At 76.3% G+C, this 17,745-nt stretch carries 19 protein-coding genes and 2 tRNA genes; 14 read left to right on the forward strand and 7 right to left on the reverse strand.

The genetic code is table 11. The features are described 5' to 3' along the window. Positions 1–22: 22 nt before the first annotated feature. The 3 genes from KG103_RS02710 (at position 23) to KG103_RS02720 (ending at position 2,883) form a co-directional block, all read left to right on the forward strand. Positions 23–331, forward strand: a complete 309-nt coding sequence (locus tag KG103_RS02710; RefSeq protein ID WP_207340348.1) for a hypothetical protein — start codon at positions 23–25, stop codon at positions 329–331. A 55-nt stretch (positions 332–386) separates the two neighbouring features. Continuing rightward, complete coding sequence (locus tag KG103_RS02715; protein ID WP_249670719.1) at positions 387–980, forward strand: Pr6Pr family membrane protein; 594 nt, start codon at positions 387–389, stop codon at positions 978–980. Positions 981–2,106: 1,126 nt separating this feature from the next. Next, on the forward strand, positions 2,107–2,883 hold the full coding sequence (locus tag KG103_RS02720) for a class I SAM-dependent methyltransferase (protein WP_207340350.1): 777 nt from the start codon (positions 2,107–2,109) through the stop codon (positions 2,881–2,883). A gap of 102 nt (positions 2,884–2,985) precedes the next feature. On the opposite strand, the gene KG103_RS02725 is transcribed toward KG103_RS02720, so the two are convergent. From KG103_RS02725 to KG103_RS02735, 3 genes are all read right to left on the reverse strand, one after another. Then, complete coding sequence (locus KG103_RS02725; RefSeq protein WP_249670720.1) at positions 2,986–3,882, reverse strand: RNA polymerase sigma-70 factor; 897 nt, start codon at positions 3,880–3,882, stop codon at positions 2,986–2,988. 10 nt (positions 3,883–3,892) lie between these two features. Continuing rightward, positions 3,893–4,483 (reverse strand): carboxymuconolactone decarboxylase family protein, encoded by a 591-nt coding sequence (locus KG103_RS02730; RefSeq protein WP_207340351.1) that lies wholly within the window; start codon positions 4,481–4,483, stop codon positions 3,893–3,895. 78 nt (positions 4,484–4,561) lie between these two features. After that, the gene (locus tag KG103_RS02735) at positions 4,562–6,391 is read right to left on the reverse strand and encodes a BTAD domain-containing putative transcriptional regulator (RefSeq protein ID WP_207340352.1); all 1,830 of its coding nucleotides are present in this window, start codon (positions 6,389–6,391) and stop codon (positions 4,562–4,564) included. An 81-nt stretch (positions 6,392–6,472) separates the two neighbouring features. Between KG103_RS02735 and KG103_RS02740 the strand changes: the two genes are divergently transcribed. After that, positions 6,473–7,351 carry an alpha/beta fold hydrolase gene (locus KG103_RS02740; RefSeq protein WP_207340353.1) on the forward strand — a complete coding sequence of 293 codons (879 nt, stop codon included), beginning with the start codon at positions 6,473–6,475 and terminating at the stop codon, positions 7,349–7,351. A 1-nt stretch (position 7,352) separates the two neighbouring features. Here KG103_RS02740 and KG103_RS02745 read toward each other — a convergent pair whose 3' ends face one another. Both KG103_RS02745 and KG103_RS02750 read right to left on the reverse strand, forming a co-directional pair. Continuing rightward, the gene (locus KG103_RS02745) at positions 7,353–7,571 is read right to left on the reverse strand and encodes an SCO4848 family membrane protein (RefSeq protein ID WP_207340354.1); all 219 of its coding nucleotides are present in this window, start codon (positions 7,569–7,571) and stop codon (positions 7,353–7,355) included. Between the two features lie 72 nt (positions 7,572–7,643). Continuing rightward, positions 7,644–8,633, reverse strand: coding sequence for a pirin family protein (locus KG103_RS02750; protein WP_207340355.1), 990 nt, complete (start codon positions 8,631–8,633; stop codon positions 7,644–7,646). A 130-nt stretch (positions 8,634–8,763) separates the two neighbouring features. On the opposite strand from KG103_RS02750, the gene KG103_RS02755 reads away from it, so the two are divergent. From KG103_RS02755 to KG103_RS02790, 8 genes are all read left to right on the forward strand, one after another. After that, a complete protein-coding gene (locus KG103_RS02755) occupies positions 8,764–9,465 on the forward strand; it encodes a hypothetical protein (RefSeq protein ID WP_207340356.1) in 702 nt (233 codons plus the stop codon). A 100-nt stretch (positions 9,466–9,565) separates the two neighbouring features. Next, positions 9,566–10,174 carry a dihydrofolate reductase family protein gene (locus tag KG103_RS02760; protein ID WP_207340357.1) on the forward strand — a complete coding sequence of 203 codons (609 nt, stop codon included), beginning with the start codon at positions 9,566–9,568 and terminating at the stop codon, positions 10,172–10,174. Positions 10,175–10,285: 111 nt separating this feature from the next. Further along, positions 10,286–11,770 (forward strand): NAD(P)/FAD-dependent oxidoreductase, encoded by a 1,485-nt coding sequence (locus KG103_RS02765; RefSeq protein ID WP_207340358.1) that lies wholly within the window; start codon positions 10,286–10,288, stop codon positions 11,768–11,770. Between the two features lie 11 nt (positions 11,771–11,781). Then, positions 11,782–12,210 carry an NUDIX hydrolase gene (locus tag KG103_RS02770; RefSeq protein ID WP_207340359.1) on the forward strand — a complete coding sequence of 143 codons (429 nt, stop codon included), beginning with the start codon at positions 11,782–11,784 and terminating at the stop codon, positions 12,208–12,210. A 1-nt stretch (position 12,211) separates the two neighbouring features. Continuing rightward, positions 12,212–12,520, forward strand: a complete 309-nt coding sequence (locus tag KG103_RS02775; protein ID WP_207340360.1) for a hypothetical protein — start codon at positions 12,212–12,214, stop codon at positions 12,518–12,520. A 98-nt stretch (positions 12,521–12,618) separates the two neighbouring features. Continuing rightward, the gene (locus KG103_RS02780) at positions 12,619–13,800 is read left to right on the forward strand and encodes a hypothetical protein (RefSeq protein ID WP_207340361.1); all 1,182 of its coding nucleotides are present in this window, start codon (positions 12,619–12,621) and stop codon (positions 13,798–13,800) included. A 162-nt stretch (positions 13,801–13,962) separates the two neighbouring features. Continuing rightward, positions 13,963–15,231 (forward strand): threonine/serine exporter family protein, encoded by a 1,269-nt coding sequence (locus KG103_RS02785; RefSeq protein ID WP_207340362.1) that lies wholly within the window; start codon positions 13,963–13,965, stop codon positions 15,229–15,231. 80 nt (positions 15,232–15,311) lie between these two features. After that, positions 15,312–15,401 (forward strand) — tRNA-Ser (locus KG103_RS02790). 82 nt (positions 15,402–15,483) lie between these two features. On the opposite strand, the gene KG103_RS02795 is transcribed toward KG103_RS02790, so the two are convergent. Together KG103_RS02795 and KG103_RS02800 are read right to left on the reverse strand one after the other, a co-directional pair. Continuing rightward, positions 15,484–15,879, reverse strand: coding sequence for a GNAT family N-acetyltransferase (locus KG103_RS02795; protein ID WP_207340363.1), 396 nt, complete (start codon positions 15,877–15,879; stop codon positions 15,484–15,486). A 62-nt stretch (positions 15,880–15,941) separates the two neighbouring features. Then, positions 15,942–16,532 carry an SMI1/KNR4 family protein gene (locus KG103_RS02800; RefSeq protein WP_207340364.1) on the reverse strand — a complete coding sequence of 197 codons (591 nt, stop codon included), beginning with the start codon at positions 16,530–16,532 and terminating at the stop codon, positions 15,942–15,944. Positions 16,533–16,897: 365 nt separating this feature from the next. Between KG103_RS02800 and KG103_RS02805 the strand changes: the two genes are divergently transcribed. Both KG103_RS02805 and KG103_RS02810 read left to right on the forward strand, forming a co-directional pair. After that, positions 16,898–16,970: transfer RNA gene (locus KG103_RS02805), tRNA-Arg, on the forward strand. A 313-nt stretch (positions 16,971–17,283) separates the two neighbouring features. After that, positions 17,284–17,670 (forward strand): VOC family protein, encoded by a 387-nt coding sequence (locus KG103_RS02810; RefSeq protein ID WP_207340365.1) that lies wholly within the window; start codon positions 17,284–17,286, stop codon positions 17,668–17,670. The last annotated feature ends 75 nt before the right edge of the window (positions 17,671–17,745 follow it).

Below are 17,745 nucleotides of genomic sequence, written 5' to 3' on the forward strand. Positions count from 1 at the left end.
CGGCCCGCGGCAGACTCCTCGCATGACGCAGCGGACCACTCCGGCGCGGCTGACCCGCGCGTTCGCCGCCGGCGCGCTCGCGGCCAACGCCGTCCCGCACGGCGTCGCCGGGTTGTCGGGCCGGCGGTTCACGTCGCCGTTCGCGCGGCCGCCGGGGCGGGGCGACTCCCCGGCGCCCGTCAACGTGGCGTGGAGCGCCGTCAACGCGGGAGGCGCCGCACTCCTCGCCCGAGGCGCGCTGGTGGACGGCCGCGGTGCGGCGGCGTTCGGCGGGGGAGCCGTCGCGGCCGGGCTGCTGCTGTCGTGGTACTTCGAGCGGGTGCGGGGCTGAGGTGCGCGATGCCGGGCGCGGGACGACGTCCCGCTCCGTCGCGAGCGTCCGCGTCGTGGTCGGGTCGGCGGTGCTCGTGGTGCTCGCCCTGTCGTACGCCGAGCAGCGGGCGGCCGGACGCGGGGACCTCGTCGACTTCCTCGGGTACTTCACCAACCTGACGAGCCTGTCGACGGGGGTGCTCCTGGTCGTGACGGGCGTCCTCGCGCTCACCGGCCGGCGCGTCCCGGGGTGGCTGACCGTCGCGCGGGCCGTGGCGACGGCGTGCCTGCTCGTCGTCGCGCTGGTGTCCAACGTGCTCGCGACGGGTGCGGGTGGGGCGCCGCCGTGGGTGACCGCCGTCCTGCACGTCGTGTTCCCGTGCCTCGTCGTGCTCGACTGGCTCGTCGTCGCCGACCGCCCGTCGTTGCCGTGGCGCCGGCTGTGGCTCGTGCTGCCGTACCCCGTGCTGTGGCTGGGCGTCGTGCTGACCCGCGGCCGCACGGACGGCTGGGTGCCGTACGGGTTCCTGCTGCCCGAGCGCGGGCTCGGCTCGCTCGTGCTGCACGTCACGGGGCTGCTGATCGGCCTGCTCGGTGCCGGGGCGCTGGTGTGGGCGGTCAGCGGGACGCGAGGGCTGTGGCCGCGGCGTCCGCCCGCGACGACCTGACGGGGCTCTCACGGCTCGGGCGCTTCACGCAGTACGACCCCACGCGGCAGGAGTCCGACCCGTACGCGTACGCGTCGGGCAACCCTGTCAGCTACCTCGACCCCCCCCGGGACCAGCCGCAAGGGCTGGGCGAAGGGACTGGCTATTGCCGGCGACGTCCTGACGGCTGCGGGCCTCGGCGCCACGGGTTTCGACCCCCCGCTCGGCGCCGGCAGAGGCGCATCGCCGGCGGTCGCGGGGGCATCTGCCACCCTGGGGGTGGTCGGAGGTCAGCTCACGTGAGGAGGAGTCGTGGTCTCGATAGGACGCGAGTTCCCGCTGTGGGTCGGTCTGAGCATCGTGGCCTTCGGGCTCGTCGTCGGCTTCATCGCCATGAAGATCCGGAACCGGAGATGAGCTCCCGGTGGACCACGAGCCTCAGGCTCCGCACGGTCGTGGTCGCCGAGCACCGTGACCGAGCGACGGCGAGCACGCTCGGGCGTGAGGAGGGGCCATGTTCTCCGTAGGACAGGAGTTTCCCTGGTGGGTCGGGTCCAGCCTTCTGGTGCTGGCGGTCGTCATCGTCGTCATCGTCAACACGATCCGCGGCCGTAAGTGACCTTCAGGTGCGCGCCGGCTGCGGCAGGAGCGCACCGTGGTGGCGGGCAGACCTGCCGTGCCGGGCTCGACGACCCGGGTCGTCGTCGTGCAGCGTGGGTGGTGGCGGGGCCGTCGCCGGGATGACGGGCGACCACGAGCCGCTGCCGACGGGGTTCGGGCCTGGTGCGGTGGGATGGTTCGGCGGTCAGCTCGCCAAGGAGGAGTCATGGTCTCGATCGGCATGAACCAACCCTGGTGGGTCGGTCTCGGCGTCCTGGTGGCGGGGTTCGTCCTCGGCCTCATCATCCAGAAGGTCCGTCGCGGCAAGTGAGCTGCTCGTGCGCGGGGCAGTGCTGGTCAGCGCGCTGCTCGCCGCGGCCACCGCCGTGCTGGGCGGCGGCGAGGCGTCGGCCCTGACTCGGGTCTCGCTGCCGGCGCTGCCGCTGGCCGGCACGGTCGTTCTTCGTCACGGAGTGTCGCCGGACCGCGGGCGCCCGGCCGCCCCACGACGCCTGACGGCACGGGCCCCGGCCGCTACGGTCACCGGATGGGACTGCGACAGCTCGCGTGGCGTGCGTGCTACGAGCTGCTGGGTGCGCGCGTGCGGCAGCCGGCGTGGACGTTCATGAACTACGGGTTCGCACCCCTCGACCCCACGGCGGCGCCGCTCGCGCTCGACCCGGCCGACGAGCCCGACCGCTACGGCGTGCAGCTCTACGCGCACGTCCTCGACGGACTCGACCTGACGGGCGCCGACGTGCTGGAGGTCGGGTCCGGGCGCGGTGGGGGAGCGTCCTGGGTCGCCCGGGCGCTGGCGCCCGCGACGACGACGGGTGTGGACCTGGCCGCGTCGGCGGTGCGGCTCAGCCGGCGGCAGCGGCGCGGCCCGGGGCTGCGGTTCATGCAGGGCGACGCGCTCGCCCTGCCGTTCGACGACGCGTCGTTCGACGTCGTCCTCAACGTCGAGTCGTCGCACTGCTACCCCTCGACCGAGCGGTTCGTCGCCGAGGTGCACCGCGTGCTGCGCCCCGGCGGGACGTTCGCCTGGGCGGACTTCCGGCCCGCCGGCGAGGTTGCGGTGACGCGGGCGCAGCTGCGCTCGAGCGGGCTCGTTCCGGTCCGTGAGGACGACGTCACCGCCGAGGTCGTGCACGCGCTGGGCCTGGACGGTGCGCGCCGCGCGGAGCTGGTGCGGACGTGGATCCCGCGCGTGGCGCAGCGGGCGTTCCGCCCGTTCGCGGCCCTCGACGGGACGGGCCCGCACGAGCGCTTCGCCACGGGCGCGACGCGGTACCTCTCGGCGCAGCTCGTGCGGGAGGCATGAGCCCCCGACGGCACCGCCGGTCCGGGCTGCCTCACGCTGCCGCGGAGCCTGCGCGGCCGACCCGGTACGCGCCCGCCACCCGTGAGAGCAGCGACCCTTGGCTCACCGCCGCACGTCGACCGGGCGGTCGAGCCGGCCCAGCTTGTCGGGGTTCACGATCGTGTGGGCGTGGGTGACGAGCCCGCCGTCGACGGTGACGCTCGCCACGGCGGCCACCCGGCCGTCGAGCTCCATCCGCACGGCCGGCCGGCCGTTGACGTACGTGGCGCTCGCGCGCAGGGCACCGGCGCTCCGCGCCATTCCCCCCATGAGGTACCGGGCCAGGCGGAGGGCGCCCACGACCGGCCCTCGGGACGCGCCCCGGACCTTGCCTCCGCTGTCGGTCACCGAGACGACGTCGGGGGCGAGCAGGGCCACGAGGCCGTCGAGGTCGCCCGTGTTGAGCGCACGCACGAGCCGCTCGACGACCTGCTCGTGCTCGGAGCGTGCGACGGCGACCCGCGGCCGTCGGGCGGCGACGTGGTCCCGGGCGCGGTGCGCGATCTGTCGCACGGCCGCGGGGGTGCGCCCGACGGCCCGCGCGACCTCGTCGTACGGCACGTCGAACACCTCGTGCAGCACGAAGACGGCGCGCTCGGCCGGTCCCAGCGTCTGCAGCACCGTGAGCATCGCGATCGACAGGCTCTCCGCGAGCTCCACGTCCTCGGCGACGTCGGGCGCGGTCAGCAGCGGCTCGGGGAGCCACTCGCCGACGTACTCCTCGCGCCGGCGCGCCGCCGTGCGCACGTGGTTGAGCGCCTGGCGGGTGACGACCTGCACGAGGTACGCGCGCGGCGCCAGCACCCGCGCCCGGTCGACGGCCTCCCACCGCAGCCACGACTCCTGCAGCACGTCCTCGGCGTCGGCGGCCGAGCCCAGGATCTCGTAGGCGACGGTGAACAGCAGGCCCCGGTGCACGACGAACGGGTCGTCGCCCACGACACGTGCCGCACCGGTCACCTTCGTCAACCTACTGCGCACCCGCGCGCGCCGTCGGCGCGGGCAGCGGCGCCAGGCCGCAGGCCGCCGCGAAGTGCTCGGAGCGGATGCCGAGGGCGACGTTCATGCGCGCCGTCATGTTCGTGAACCCGACGCGCGCGGCGAGCTCGACGAGCCCGGCGGGTCCCAGCTCGGCCAGCAGCGCGTCCGACAGCTCGTCGGTCACCGCGGGCGGGGTGAGGCTCGCCGCCTCTGCGTACTCCATCACCCGGCGCTCCAGCGCGCTGAAGACCGTCGACCCGCGCCAGCGGGGGACCTCGCGGGCCTTCGCCTCGTCGAGCCCGTGGTCGTGCGCGAGGAAGTACTGGAAGTCCAGGCAGAACTCGCAGCCGACGGTCGCGGCCGTCGCCATCGCCGCGTACGACGCGAGCCGGGGGTCGAGCGCGTGCCAGCCCTCGACCTTGCGGCCGGCACCCATCGAGGCCGTCATGACGCCCCGGTGGTGCCACAGCACGCCCAGCGAGGCGGGTACGCGGCCGAGCCGCCTGCGGGCGACGAACCTGACCAGTGCACCGGCCACGCCGTCGACCTCGGCCGGTGGGACCCGTGTGGTGTCGGTCATGACTGCTCCTCGTGCGTCGTGGGGACGTCCTTGACGACACGGAGACACCGGCGAGCGGCCGGGTGTGACAGCCCGCCCTCAGGGCGTGAGGAGCCGGCGCACCGGCCCCAGGTCGATCACGCCGCTGCCGGCGGCGCGCTCGTCGGCCGCCGGGCGCAGCACCGTGGCGGCGCGCGCGCCGACCGCCGGCTCGTCGAGCTCACGGGCGACGGTGGCCAGCAGGACCCACGTGGCCTCGAGCAGCAGGTCGTGCGGCGGTTCCGGCGCGGTCGCCAGCGCGCGTCGTGCCTCGTCGCGGTACCCGCTGCGGGCGAGCAGCAGGGGCCGGGCCCACGGCGCGTACGGCCCGAGGTCGCCGTCGGGCAGGTCGGCCCCGGCGCGCACCGCGCGCGTCAGACGGCTCAGCGCGACGATCCCGCGCGAGAAGCCGGGCATCTCCGCGGGCGCCGCTGGCTCGGGGGCGTCCGCGAACCCGTGCCGGAACCAGTCCGTGAAGGTCGAGGCGAGCGGCCGCTCCGCGGCCGCGGCGAGGGCGTCGACCGCGTCGGCCTCGGCGGCTGCCTCGTCCAGCCGGTCCAGTGCGCACAGCGCCTGCAGCCGCACGATGCGCCCGCAGATCTCGAAGGTGGTCGACTCCGCGCGCCGCGCAGCCGCGACCAGCTCGGCCCCGATGCGCTCGCGGTCGCCCGCCAGCCCGGCCCGCCCGAACCGCTGCATGGACCGGCCGCTCAGGGCCAGGCACAGCAGCCGGTCGTCGCCCAGCCCGCGGGCCAGCGCCTCCGCCTCCTGCGCCTGCGGCTCGCGTGCCGCCGTCCCGCGGTCCTCCAGCGCGATGGTCGCCAGCAGCCGGGCCGTGGCGTGCGGGCTGCCGGCCACGCGCGGCAGCGTGCGGACCGCGGCCGCGACGACCGCCCGCGCGAGGTCCTCGTCGTCGGACCGCGTCCACACCCCCGGTGCCTCCAGCCCGCCGATGACGCGCGCGGACAGCAGGGGGTCGTCGAGCTGCTCGGCCGCGGCGACGGCCGCCAGGCGCTGGGCCCGGACCGTGGTCAGGTCGCCCGAGACCGCCAGGCTGGACAGGACGGCGGGCGACGCCTCGAGCCGGGCGCGGGCGCCGCGGCGGTCGAGGGCGGACAGGCCGGCGTCGCTCCAGGTGTGCTCACGGCGGTCGAGGATCTCCTGCTCCAGCGCGACCAGCGCCGGCCCCGGGTCCAGGCCGAGGTCGTCGGCGAACGTCCGCCGGCCGCGCCGCAGCACGTCGAGGGCGTCCGCGGGCCGGTGCGCGCGGTGCAGCGCGGTGGCGAGCAGCCGCCACCCGTCCTCGCGCCAGGGGTGCGCGGCCACGTGCGGGTCGAGCAGGGTCACGGCCTCTGCTGCCCGGCCGGTCGCCAGCAGCGCGTCGGCGAGGCGCTCGGTCAGGTCGGCGCGCAGGGCGGCGAGCCGGACACGCTCCGCGTGCGCCCACGGGCGGTCCGCGAACTCCTCGTAGGCGTCACCGCGCCACTGGGCCAGGGCGTCGGTGAGCAGGGCCGCCGCCGCGGTGGGGGACGCGGCGCGCGCGGCGGCGGCCGCGGCGCCCACGCGCCAGGCGTCGACCGCGTGCTCGGGCAGGTGCAGCGCGTACCCCGTCGGTGTGGTGACGACGAGCTGCGACGGCGTGCGGGGCGCACGCTGCGGCTCCAGCGCGCGGCGCAGCTCCCCGACGAACGTGCGGACCGCGCCGACGGCGCCGGCCGGCGCCGCACCGTCCCACAGGTCCTCGACCAGCGCGCCGGTGGTGACCGTGCGCCCGTGCCCGGCCACGAGGAGGCCGAGGACCTCGCGCAGCCGCGGCTTGCGCAGCGGACGGTCCACGTCATCGGCCGTCGCGGCGACCGGGCCCAGCACCCGGACCTCCACCGCCGTCACCCCGGCAGGGTAGCCCGCTGATCGGGCGCTGATCCGACGTGGGCAGGGTGGTGCTCGTCCCCACCTGCAAGGAGCGCACCGATGTCCCTGACCATCCCCGGCTTCACGTCCCAGCGCGTCGAGACGGCCGCCGGCGTGCACCTGCACGCCGCCGTCGCCGGCAGCGGCCCGGCGGTCGTCCTGCTGCACGGCTTCCCGCAGACGCACGTCATGTGGCGGCACGTCGCCGCGGACCTGGCGAGGGACCACACCGTCATCTGCCCCGACCTGCGCGGGTACGGCGCGAGCGACAAGCCCGCCGAGGCCGACGAGCACACCTACGCCAAGCGGACGATGGCCGCGGACGTGGTCGCGCTGGTTCGTGCGCTGGGCCACGAGCGGTTCGCCCTCGCCGGGCACGACAGGGGTGCGCTCGTCGCCGTCCGCGCCGGCCTGGACCACCCGGAGGCTGTCACGCACCTGCTCGTGCTCGACGTGCTGCCGACCCTCGACATGTGGGACGTCCTGCACGGCGCCGACGCCAAGGTCGCGTGGCACCTGTACCTCATGGCCCAGCCCGTCGGCGTGCCCGAGCCGATGATCGAGGCCGTCGCCGACACGTTCTTCGCCTCGTTCCTCGACGGGTGGGTCGCCGACCCTGCCGCGATCGACGCCGAGCACCGCGCCGAGTACCTGCGGGCGAGCCGCGAGGCCGTCCCCTCCATCGTGGCGGACTACCGCGCGTCCGCCGGGATCGACGTGGTCCACGACCGCGAGGACCGGGCGCGGGGCCGGGTGCTGGCCATGCCGGTCACGGTGGTCCAGCAGGACTGGGGCGCCGCGCTGGGCTACGACGCCGCCGGCCTGTGGTCCGCCTGGGCGCCCGACCTCGACCACCGCACCACGCGCGCCGGGCACTTCCTGGCCGAGGAGGCGCCGGGGGAGGTCGTGGCGACGCTGCGCGAGCTGCTCGCGCGCTGACTCACCGCAGGGTGAGCAGGCCCAGCACCCCGACCGCGGTGCCCAGCGCCAGCGAGACGGCGACGAGCACCAGGTGGACGGTGAAGAAGCGGGTGGCGCGGCCGTCGGCGTCGCGCGCCCGCGGGTCGGCCGACACGCGCTGCCAGAAGCGGGGCCACACGACGAGGTTCCACACCCCGGCGGTGATCAGGACGACGGACCAGAGGACGGGGAGCTCCACGGCCACGATCGTGGCACAGGGGGCTCGGTGGCCGGGACCGGCGCCCGGCTCCGGTCGCGCGGACGGCGCCGCTCAGCGCTCGCGGGCCCGCAGCCGCACGTTCGGCAGCTCGGGTGCGGGCAGCGCGGGGCCGCCGTACCCCTGCACCTCGCCGAACCGGCCGAGCCCGGCGCGGTCCCCGGCGATCGCGGCCTGCCACTGGGCGCGGGCATCGACGACCTCCTCGTGCGTGCGGCCGACGAAGTTCCACCACATGAGCACGGGCTCGGTGAACGGCGTCCCGCCCATGAGCACCGCGCGCACGGGGGCGTCGCCGGCCTCCAGGACGAGGGCGTCACGGCCCGGTGGGGCGTACGCGAGCCACGCGGGGGCGACGTCGTGCCCCTCGACGCGCAGGTCCCCGGTGTCGACGAGCACGCCGTGCTCGAACGTCGCGTCGACCGGGAGCGTCAGCCGGGCGCCCGCGGGCAGGTCGACCTGCGCGGCGACCAGCGGCGTGTACGCCCGCGCGGGCGACGCGACCCCGCCCAGCGCGCCCATGAACACCTGGAGCACGGCACCGTCGAGCGTGACGGTCGGGACGTCGAGCACGTGCTCGAACGCCCGGTCGCCGTGCCGCGCGGAGTCCGGCAGCACCGTCCAGAGCTGCACGCCGTGCAGCACCGGACGGTCGGGGAAGCGGGCCGGCGTCGCCTCCTCGCTGTGGCAGATGCCGCGCCCGGCCGTCATGAGGTTGAGCTGCCCGGGGACCACCACCTGCTCCGAGCCCAGCGCGTCGCGGTGCAGCACCGCACCCTCGAACAGCCACGTCACGGTCTGCAGCCCGGTGTGCGGGTGCGGCGGCACGTCCATGCCGCCGGTCGCCGCGACGTCGTCAGGCCCGTAGTGGTCCGCGAAGCAGAACGGACCCACCAGCGAGCGCGCCCGCGACGGCAGCGTGCGACGCACCGTCATCGCCCGCGGCCCGCCCAGCGGCACGTCGCGGGGCTCGACGAGCTCGACGTCGGCGGCCGGGCCGGCGACGCACACCTGCTCGTCGGGGTGCGGGTCGAGGTTGGTCACCGGGTCAGGCTACGGGCGGGGAGGGTGGCGCACAGCGGGTCCTGACCTCGGCTCGGCCGGGCCCGCCCGCCGGCCGTCCGGCGCGGAGACCGCGTGCCGCGAGCCGCCGCCCGCCGGTACGGTCGCGGGCATGTCCGGGTCCGAGGTGCTGCGTCGCGCCGGTGCGCGCTGGGACGACGGCCCGGGCGCCGGGGAGTGGATCGTGCCCCTGTTGGGCGAGTTCGGCCCGAGCGTCGGGCACGCCGTGCCGCTCGGGTACGAGGCGTACGCGGTGGTGCCGCTGTTCCCCCATGCCGTGGACCTCGGCGACGAGCCCGTGGACGGGTACGTGGCGCTCGACCGGCTGCTCGACCTGCTCGCGCCGGTCACCGGTGACCAGCCCGTGCACTGCGGGCTGTGGGAGGGTTTCGGCTTCCTGTTCGACCACGGTGCCGACCCCCGCTACGCGCCCGGCATGGGCGTCGGCGTGGGGTGGGACCCGGCCGGTCCCGTACCGGACGCCGCCGAGATCGCCCGTGCCCGGGCCGAGGCCGAGGACGCCCTGGCCGCACGCCGCCTCGAGCGCCCCGCCGCCGACCCGCTGCACCTGCCCCACCGGGCGTACCACCTGTGGACGGGGCCGCTGCGCGCCGCACTCGCGCTGCGGGACCTGCCGGGCGACGCGCCGTCGCTGATCTGGCCGGAGGACCGGTCGTGGTTCGTCGGTGTGCCGATCTACACGCGCGAGGTCGCGGTGGGCGCGTCGGCGGCGGTCGTCGACGCGCTGCTGGCGGACCCGGGGCTCGCCGCGCGTCGCGTCGAACCCGGCGACGTGCTCGACATCGACGACTGACCGGGACCCCGACGCGGCCGCACCCGCACGCCCGACCCCGATGAGTCCGGCCCGTCGCGCCGGTCAGCCCCGGGACCGCACCCCGACCGGAGGTACCCCCATGGCGACCGTCGTCTCGACCCTGTTCATCTCGCTCGACGGCGTGGCGGAGATCGACCCCGAGTGGCACTTCCCCTACTTCGACGAGCAGATGGGCGCCGCCGTCGGGGAGGACTACGAGGACGTCGACGTCCTGGTCCTGGGCCGCGTCACGTACGACTCGTTCGCCGGGGCCTGGCCGGACCGCGAGGCCGCCGGGGGTGAGGACGCGGCTTTCGCCAAGGACCTCGGCGACGTGCGCAAGCTCGTCGCGACCCGCGGCGAGCAGGACCTCGGGTGGCGCAACGTCGAGCGCACCGCTGACGTGGTCGGTGCCGTCCGGGCGCTGAAGGAGGACGCGTCGACGGGCAAGGTGCTGGTCGCCGGGTCGATCTCGGTGGTCCGCCAGCTGCTCGACGCGGGCCTGCTCGACGAGCTGCGGCTGTTCGTGCACCCCGTCGCCGCCCGCGCGGGCGAGCGGCTGTTCGCCGAGGCCGACACGTACCAGCCGTTCGCGCTGCTGCGCTGCGAGCCGCTGCCGCGCGGGGTGCTGCGGGTGGTCTACGCGCCCGCCGCGCTGCCGGGCGAGGCCACGTACGACGACGCCAAGGAGCACCTGCGCACGGCGTGAGCGCTGCGGACGAGGCGTCCGGCGAGCGACCACGACGTCCTCCGCAGCGACGGCCACGCCGGCGGCTGCCGGGTCTGGTGCGGTTCGCCCGCCACCGCGCAGGATGGGCGGATGGGTGCACAGGGCGTGCGGGACGTCGTGGTCGTGGGCGCGAGCGTCGCCGGGCTGCTGGCCGCCGCCGCGCTCGCGCGCGACGGGCGTGCGGTGACGCTGCTCGACCGCGACGACCTGACGGACGCGGACCGTGCCGACGCGGACCGTGCCGACGCGGACCCCACCCACGCCGTTCCCGCCCCGGCGCCGCGTCCCGGGGTGCCGCAGGGCCGGCAGCCGCACATGCTGCTGCACCGCGGCCTGGCGAGCATCGACGAGCTGCTGCCCGGCCTCAGCGACGACCTGCGCGCGGCAGGTGCCGTCCCGGTGGACACCGGGAGGCTCGCGTGGCTCGGCACGGGAGGGTGGGCGCCGCCGTCACGCCAGCCCGAGGTGCTGCTCGCGTCCCGGCCGCTGATCGAGCACCTGGTGCGGCGGCGGGTGCGTGCGCTGCCCGGTGTGCGGGTCGTCGGGGGGCAGCGGGTCACCGGGCTGCGACGCGGGCGGCCCGGGGAGCCGCGGTGGTGGGTCGACGCCGTCCCGGCGGGGTGGTCCGACGTGCCGGTCGGTCCGGCGGGCGCGGCGCCGGGCCGTCGCGCACGGCCCGCCGACCTCGTCGTCGACGCGTCCGGGCGGGCGTCACGCCTGCCGGTGTGGCTCGACGCGATCGGCGTCCGGCCCGGAGCCGTCGAGGAGGTCGACGCGCAGGTCGGGTACGCGACCGTGCGGGTGCGGCTGCCCGCCGGGCGCCTGCTGGCCCCGGGCGTCGTCGTGCTGCCGCAGCCGGGGCGCGGCGGCGGCCTCGCCGTCCCCGCCGAGGGTGGCTGGTGGACCGTCTCCGGGACCGGCGCCGGGGCGCACCGTCCACCCCGGGACCTCGCCGGGCTGCAGGAGTTCCTCACGAGCCTGCCCGACGACTCGCTCGCACGGGTCCTCGCGGCGGGGCAGGTCGAGGGTGACGTCGCCACGCACCGCCAGACCGCGAACCGCCGCCACCGGTACGACACCGTCGTCGGGTGGCCCGACGGGCTGCTCGTCGTCGGCGACGCCCTGTGCGCGTTCAACCCCGTGTACGGGCAGGGCATGACCGTCGCCGCGCTCGACGCGCTCGCCCTGCGCCGGGCCGACGCCGACGGCCGCCTCGACGGGCCGGGCGCGGCCGCGCGCCTCGTCCGCGAGTGCGTGCGCATCGGCGAGCTGCCGTGGCAGACGGCCACCGGTGCCGACACGGCCCTGGCCGGGCTGCCCGCGTCACGCGACCTCGTGTCGGTGCTGGTGGGGCGCTGGATCGGCGCGCTCGACGAGATGAGCACGCACGGCGACGTGGCGGCGCAGGTCGCGCTGTCGCGGATCTACCAGCTCGCCGCCGGCCCGACGAGCCTGCTGCACCCGCGGCTCGTCGCCCGCTGGCTGCGCACGCGTGTGCGGGGCCTCGGGCCGCCGGTCCCGCGCCCGACCGTGCTGTCCGACGACGTCCCGGAGGCGGTCGGCGGCGGGCGGTAGCGTCGTCGCCCGTGGACACCCGGGTCGCTGCGTACGCCGTCGTCGTCGACGAGGGGCGGATGCTGCTCGTGCACTGGTCCGCGGGCGCGCTGCAGGGGTGGTCCCTCCCCGGGGGCGGCCTGGAGCCCGGCGAGCACCCCGAGGCCGCGGTCGTCCGGGAGGTCCGTGAGGAGACGGGGTACGAGGCCGTGCTCGACGGGCTGATCGGTGTCGAGTCGGTCGTCTACCCCTCGGCCGAGCGGGCCCGCCCGGACCTGCCGGACCTGCACGCGCTGGGCATCCTGTACCGCGCGCACGTCGTCGGCGGCGCGCTGACGCACGAGGTCGACGGCTCCACCGACGAGGCGGTCTGGGTGCCGCTGGCCGAGGTCGACGACCTGGACCGGGTGCCCCTGGTCGACGCCGCGCGCCGGGCAGCCGGGCTGCCCGTGCGGGACTGACGTGCCGTCCTACCGCGTCACCGCGTCCGTCGGGCTGCTACGGCCCGGCACGTCCGCGCCCGACGTGCTGCCCGAGGCCGTCGCCGCCGCCCGCGCGCTGGCCACGGTCGAGGCGTTCGACGTCGGCGTGGTGCGCGGCGCCGCACGCGTGACCGTGCGGTTCGAGGCCGACCACGACACCGCGGCCCGCCGGGTCGGCCGGGCCGTGCTCGAACGGCTCGACGACCTCGCGGAGGTCTCCGACGGGCAGCTCATGCGCCGCTACGGCAACCGCTGGTACCCGCCGCGCAAGCCCGGCCACCGCGACTGACGCCCTGATCTGCGGTGCGCCGGCGGTCCGGCCCGTCGGTCGGGTGAGAGGACGGGGTGGCGGTGGTCCTGCCCGGGGTGGGCGGGCAGGCTGGGGGCGTGGCCTCCCTGGACGACGTCGTCGACGACCTGTACGGCGGCACGCTCGACGACTTCGTCGCGCGCCGTGACGCCGCCGTCCGCGGGGCGAAGGCGGCCAAGGACAAGGACACCGCCGCGCGGATCGCGTCGCTGCGCAAGCCGACGGTGGCCGCGTGGGCGGTGAACCTGCTGGTCCGGGACGACCCGTCGCTCGCCGACGCGCTGCGCGACCTGGGCGAGGGCATGCGCGACGCCGAGCGCTCGCTGGACGGGCCGGCCCTGCGGGAGCTGGGCACGCAGCGGCGGGCGCTCGTCTCCGGGCTCGTGGCCCGTGCGCGTCGGCTCGCCGCCGCCGGGGGGCAGAAGCTCTCGACGGCCGCCTCGCAGGAGGTCGAGCAGACGCTGACCGCGGCGCTCGCGGACCCGCGCGTGGCCGACGCGGTGGCGGCCGGCACGCTCACGCACGGCACCGAGCACGTCGGCTTCGGCTCGGCGGCCGCGGCCCCCGACGACGACCGTGAGGCGCTGATGCCGGAAGCCGGCAGCAGTGCCTCACGATCCCGGTCCGGGGGTGCGGGTGAGGCGGGAGGCGACGGGCCGCGTCAGGGCGGACGGCCCGGTGCCGCGGCGTCGTCGAGGGCGAGGGCAGGCCGCGGGGACGACGCTTCCGACTCCTCCGACGACTCCTCCGACGGCCACTCCTCCGACGACGCCGCCGGCTCGTCGGGTGCACGTCGGACGCGCTCGTCCTCGTCCGGGACGTCCGCCCGGGCCGCTGCCGAGGAGCGGGAGCGCGCGCGCCGCGCCCAGGAGGCGGAGCGGCTGCGGCACCGTCACGAGCAGGCGGTCGCGGCGCGCGTGGCCGCCGAGGCGGACCTGGACCGGGCGCGGACCCGGCACGAGGACGTCGCCACGGCGGAGCGGGCGGCGGTCGCGACGCTGGAGGACGTGGAGCGCGAGCAGCAGGACGCGTACGCCGCCGAGGAGGAGCTCGTCCAGGCCCTCGCGGACGTGCGCCGTCGCCTGGCCGAGGCCCGCGCCGCACTGCCGCGTGCCGACGAGGCGCTCGTCGCGGCCCGCACGCGGGCGCGTGACCAGGAGAAGGCCGTCCGGGCGGCGACGCGTGAGCTCGACCGGGCCACGAAGGCGGCCGAGCGCGCCCGCCACCAGGAGCAGCGGGCGGTCGACGCCCTGCCCTGACCCCGCCCGCCGCGAGGTGCGCGCACGCCCCACGCCCCGTCCCTGCCCCCTGCACGCGGCCCTGCACCGTGCCCGCCACCGCGTTCTCCTACGCCCCCGTCCTGCCGTGTCTGCGGGGCGGACGTCCTGCCGCCGGGCGGCGCTTGCGACGATGATGGCACCGTGCCCACCGAACCGGACGACGACGAGCTCGAGCTGATCCGCCGCTCGGGGGCCGTGCTGCGCGTGGGGCGGCTCAGCCTCGCGTCGGGCACGGGCTCGTACCGCGTGAAGGCGTCGATGGCGCGCGTGGCGGGCGCGCTGGGCATCGACCGGCACCACGCGCACGTCACGCTCACCGAGATCACGACGACGTCGCACCGCGGGCGGTCGTTCCGCACCGAGGTCACCGAGGTCCGCACGGTCGGCGTCAACACCGACCGCCTGGCCGAGCTCGAGCTGATGGCCCAGCGCGTCGAGGCGAGCGCACCCGTCACGGTCGAGCACCTGACGGAGCAGATCGAGCGGATCGCGCACAAGCCGCCGCTGTACCCGGTGGTGCTCAACGCCCTGTGGGCGGCCGTGGCGTGTGCGGCGTTCGCGTTCCTCAACAACGGCGGCGCCGTCGAGGTCGCCGGTGCGTTCGTCGGCGCCGGCCTGGGGCAGGGGCTGCGGCGCGTCATGCTGCACCGCGGGTTCAACCAGTTCGGCGTCACGATGCTCGCGGCGACGCTGGCGAGCCTGTCGTACCTCGGGTTCGTGCAGGCCCTGCACGTGCTGGGCGTCACGGGTGGCGTGCACGAGGCGGGGTACGTGGCCGCCGCCCTGTTCCTGGTGCCCGGGTTCCCGCTGGTCACCGGCGCGCTGGACCTGGCCAAGCTCGACTTCTCGGCGGGTGTCGCCCGGCTGACGTGGGCGCTGATGATCTTCGTCTCGGCCGCGTTCGCGGTGTGGGCGGTGTCGATCGTGGTCGGGCTGAGCCCGGACCCGCCGCGCGAGCTCGCGCTGGACCCGGCCCTCATGACTCTGCTGCGCCTGCTCGCGTCGTTCGTCGGCGTGCTCGGCTTCGCGCTGATGTTCAACAGCCCGTGGCGCATGGCGCTGGTCGCGGCGGGCGTCGCCGCCCTGCCCAACCTGCTGCGCATCGAGGCCGTCGTGCTGCTGGACTGGCCGCCGCAGGCCGCCGCCGCCGTCGCCGCGTTCCTCGTCGGCCTGCTCGCCGCGTGGATCGCCCCCCGGCTGAACATCCCGCGCATCACCGTGTACGTGCCGGCCGTGACGATCATGGTCCCCGGCGTCCCGGCGTACCGGGCCGTGTACTACCTGAGCAACGGGGACGTGGCGCAGGCGCTGACGTACGGGGTCTCCGCGGCCCTGGTGGTCACCGCGCTCGCGGTCGGCCTGGCGGTCGCGCGCATGGTCACGGACCGCGAGTGGGGCTTCGAGCGCTGACCCGTCCGGGTCCGCCGCGCGAGCGCGCCACGCACTCGCTTTGGTCGCAGGACGAGCGACCGGTAACGTGTGCTCGTCTTGGAGACGTCGCATAGCCAGGTCTAGTGCGCGGCCCTGCTAAGGCCGTGAAGGGGTCAACCCTTCCGTGGGTTCAAATCCCACCGTCTCCGCGTTCGACGTCGACAGGCGTCGGGAAGAAGCCCGGGCCCCAGGGTCCGGGCTTCTTCCCGTTCCGGAGCACGTCACCGACCGTCACAGCCGCAGCAGGCCGGCCTGCGTCGGCGTGAACCCGCACGCGCGGTAGAACCCGTCGAGGTGCGGCTCGAAGTCCACGTGCAGCCACGTGCACCCGGCGGCACGGACCTCCGCGACGAGCCGCTCCACCAGGCGTCGCCCCGTGCCCCGGCGCCGGTGCGCCGGGTCGACCACCGTGTCGAGCACGAACGCGTGAGCCCCGCCGTCCCCGCAGGCGTGCACGAACCCGACGAGCTCGTCTCCGTCGAACGCCCCCACCCACGTGACCGCGTACCGGTCGAGGCGGGCCGCCCACGGCTGCACGTCGCCCGCGCCACCGAACGCCGCGGTGTGCAGCCGGCTCAGGGCGACGTCGTCGACGGGGAACCGGACGCGCAGCACGGGATCGCTCATGTGCCGAGCGTGGCGCACGGGCCGCCCGGGCGCGCACACCTTTCCCGTGGGCCACGTCGGCGTCAGGTCAGGTCCGTACGGGGCGCGTGCGCGCTCTGCGTGAGGTGCGTGAGGTCGACGTCCCACGTGCCGTCGCGCGCGATGCGCCAGGTGCCGGTGTCGAGCATGTCGTGCCAGCGCGCGATCCGCTGCGGCAGCGTCGAGTGCGCCACCACCAGCGGGCTGCTCTGCGGGTCGTGCCGGAACGAGTCGGGCCCGGGGGACGCGCCGTCCAGGACCAGCGGCAGGGCGTGCCCGTGCACGGCCACGACCCAGTGCGGCTGCCACGGCACCGTGAGGGGCGCCCCCGCGCGGGCCTCCGCCCGCGACGCCTCCAGGTACTCCCGCGAGCGGCGCAGGCTCTCGTCGAGCGAGCCGAACTCCTGCCCCGGCGCCAGGTGCGCCGGAGCCCGCCCTGGGTGCGCTCCCACGCCGTCGCGCCACGTCCACAGCGCCGCGACCTCCTCCGTCAGCAGGTAGCCGTGCCGCGCGGCGACCTCGTCGGCCTCGGCAGGCGTCAGGCCGGGACGCAGCCGGGTCACCACGACGGCACCCAGCCGCACGAGCCGCGCCGCCCAGCCGTCCAGCGCGGTGGTCACCTCGGTGGCGCTCACCGCAGCGCGTCCGGGCCCGGCAGTGCGGTCGGGGGCGTCGGTCGCGCCCCGCCGCGGTCTCGACGACCGGTCACGGTGATCCCCTCTCGTGGTGCGCGGTGCGCGGGGACGTCGTCGGGCCCGCAGCGGGCCGTCACCGTGACACAGGTGTGCACTGGCGCGCGCCCGCACCGTGACGGGCCACCCGGTCGGCGCAGCGTGCAGGGGTGACGCCCGGCCCGAACGGCCGCCTACCGACCGGTACGTCCCGCACCTACCGGGGTCCGCCCCGGGCGCCGGCAGCCGGTGTGTCCCACGCCGCAGCGGATCGAGTTTGGGGCTGGCCCTCCGTGCCTGTATCGTTCTGGTCGGCCCGCGAGGGCAGTGCGCCCGTAGCTCAATGGATAGAGCATCTGACTACGGATCAGAAGGTTGGGGGTTCGAGTCCCTTCGGGCGCGCAGGTCGAAGGCCCGGCACCGGTGGTGCCGGGCCTTCGTCGTTCCTGCCCGTCCCGGTGGCCGGTGCGCGGTGTCGCCACGGTCGTCGCAGGGGATCCGACGGGACGAAACGGGTGACACCGCCCGTTCCCGGGCGCAGACTGTTGGCCGTCGAGACCGTCCTGCCACACGGCTCCCGCACTCGCGCCGCCGCTCGCCCACCCCGCCGACTGGCGCTCGCGGCTGCACCGATGACGACACCGCGGTCGAGGACGGGACCCGACCGCTGCCCGACCCGACCCGGGTGAGGAGCGACCGACACGAGGAGAGCCCCATGCTGCGTGGACTGAGCAACGTGTCGTACTACGCCGACGACCTGGAGGCCGCGGCCGCCTGGTACACCGACGTCCTGGGCGTCGAGCCGTACTACTCGCGGACCGGCTACCGGGAGTGGCGCATCGGCGACGACCAGGACGAGCTGGGCCTCATCGACGCGGCGTACGCGCCTCCGGGTGCCGCCGACGCGCAGGGTCGGCAGGTCGTGTCCTGGCACGTCGACGACGTGGCGGCCGCGGTGGACCGCCTCGTGGCCCTGGGCGCGACGCTGCGGGACCCCGTGACGGAGCGCGGCGAGGGGTTCCGCACCGCGGTCCTCACCGACCCGTTCGGCAACGCCGTCGGGATCATGGAGAACCCGCACTGGCGCGCACGCCACGACTGACGGGACGGCTCTCGGCACGGCTCCCGGCGCCTGGTCCCGGCACCGCGTGCGGTGACGTGGCACCCGGGCGCAGAC

This window comes from Cellulomonas wangleii (assembly GCF_018388445.1).
Taxonomy (GTDB): Bacteria; Actinomycetota; Actinomycetes; order Actinomycetales; family Cellulomonadaceae; genus Cellulomonas; species Cellulomonas wangleii.

What these genes read in the sequence shown, in the direction of transcription:
- KG103_RS02710 (WP_207340348.1), top strand. Translation starts at nt 23, where the DNA reads ATGACGCAGCGGACCACTCCGGCGCGGCTGACCCGCGCGTTCGCCGCC.
- KG103_RS02720 (WP_207340350.1), top strand. Translation starts at nt 2,107, where the DNA reads ATGGGACTGCGACAGCTCGCGTGGCGTGCGTGCTACGAGCTGCTGGGT.
- KG103_RS02730 (WP_207340351.1), bottom strand. Translation starts at nt 4,483, where the DNA reads ATGACCGACACCACACGGGTCCCACCGGCCGAGGTCGACGGCGTGGCC.
- KG103_RS02740 (WP_207340353.1), top strand. Translation starts at nt 6,473, where the DNA reads ATGTCCCTGACCATCCCCGGCTTCACGTCCCAGCGCGTCGAGACGGCC.
- KG103_RS02755 (WP_207340356.1), top strand. Translation starts at nt 8,764, where the DNA reads ATGTCCGGGTCCGAGGTGCTGCGTCGCGCCGGTGCGCGCTGGGACGAC.
- KG103_RS02760 (WP_207340357.1), top strand. Translation starts at nt 9,566, where the DNA reads ATGGCGACCGTCGTCTCGACCCTGTTCATCTCGCTCGACGGCGTGGCG.
- KG103_RS02765 (WP_207340358.1), top strand. Translation starts at nt 10,286, where the DNA reads ATGGGTGCACAGGGCGTGCGGGACGTCGTGGTCGTGGGCGCGAGCGTC.
- KG103_RS02795 (WP_207340363.1), bottom strand. Translation starts at nt 15,879, where the DNA reads ATGAGCGATCCCGTGCTGCGCGTCCGGTTCCCCGTCGACGACGTCGCC.
- KG103_RS02810 (WP_207340365.1), top strand. Translation starts at nt 17,284, where the DNA reads ATGCTGCGTGGACTGAGCAACGTGTCGTACTACGCCGACGACCTGGAG.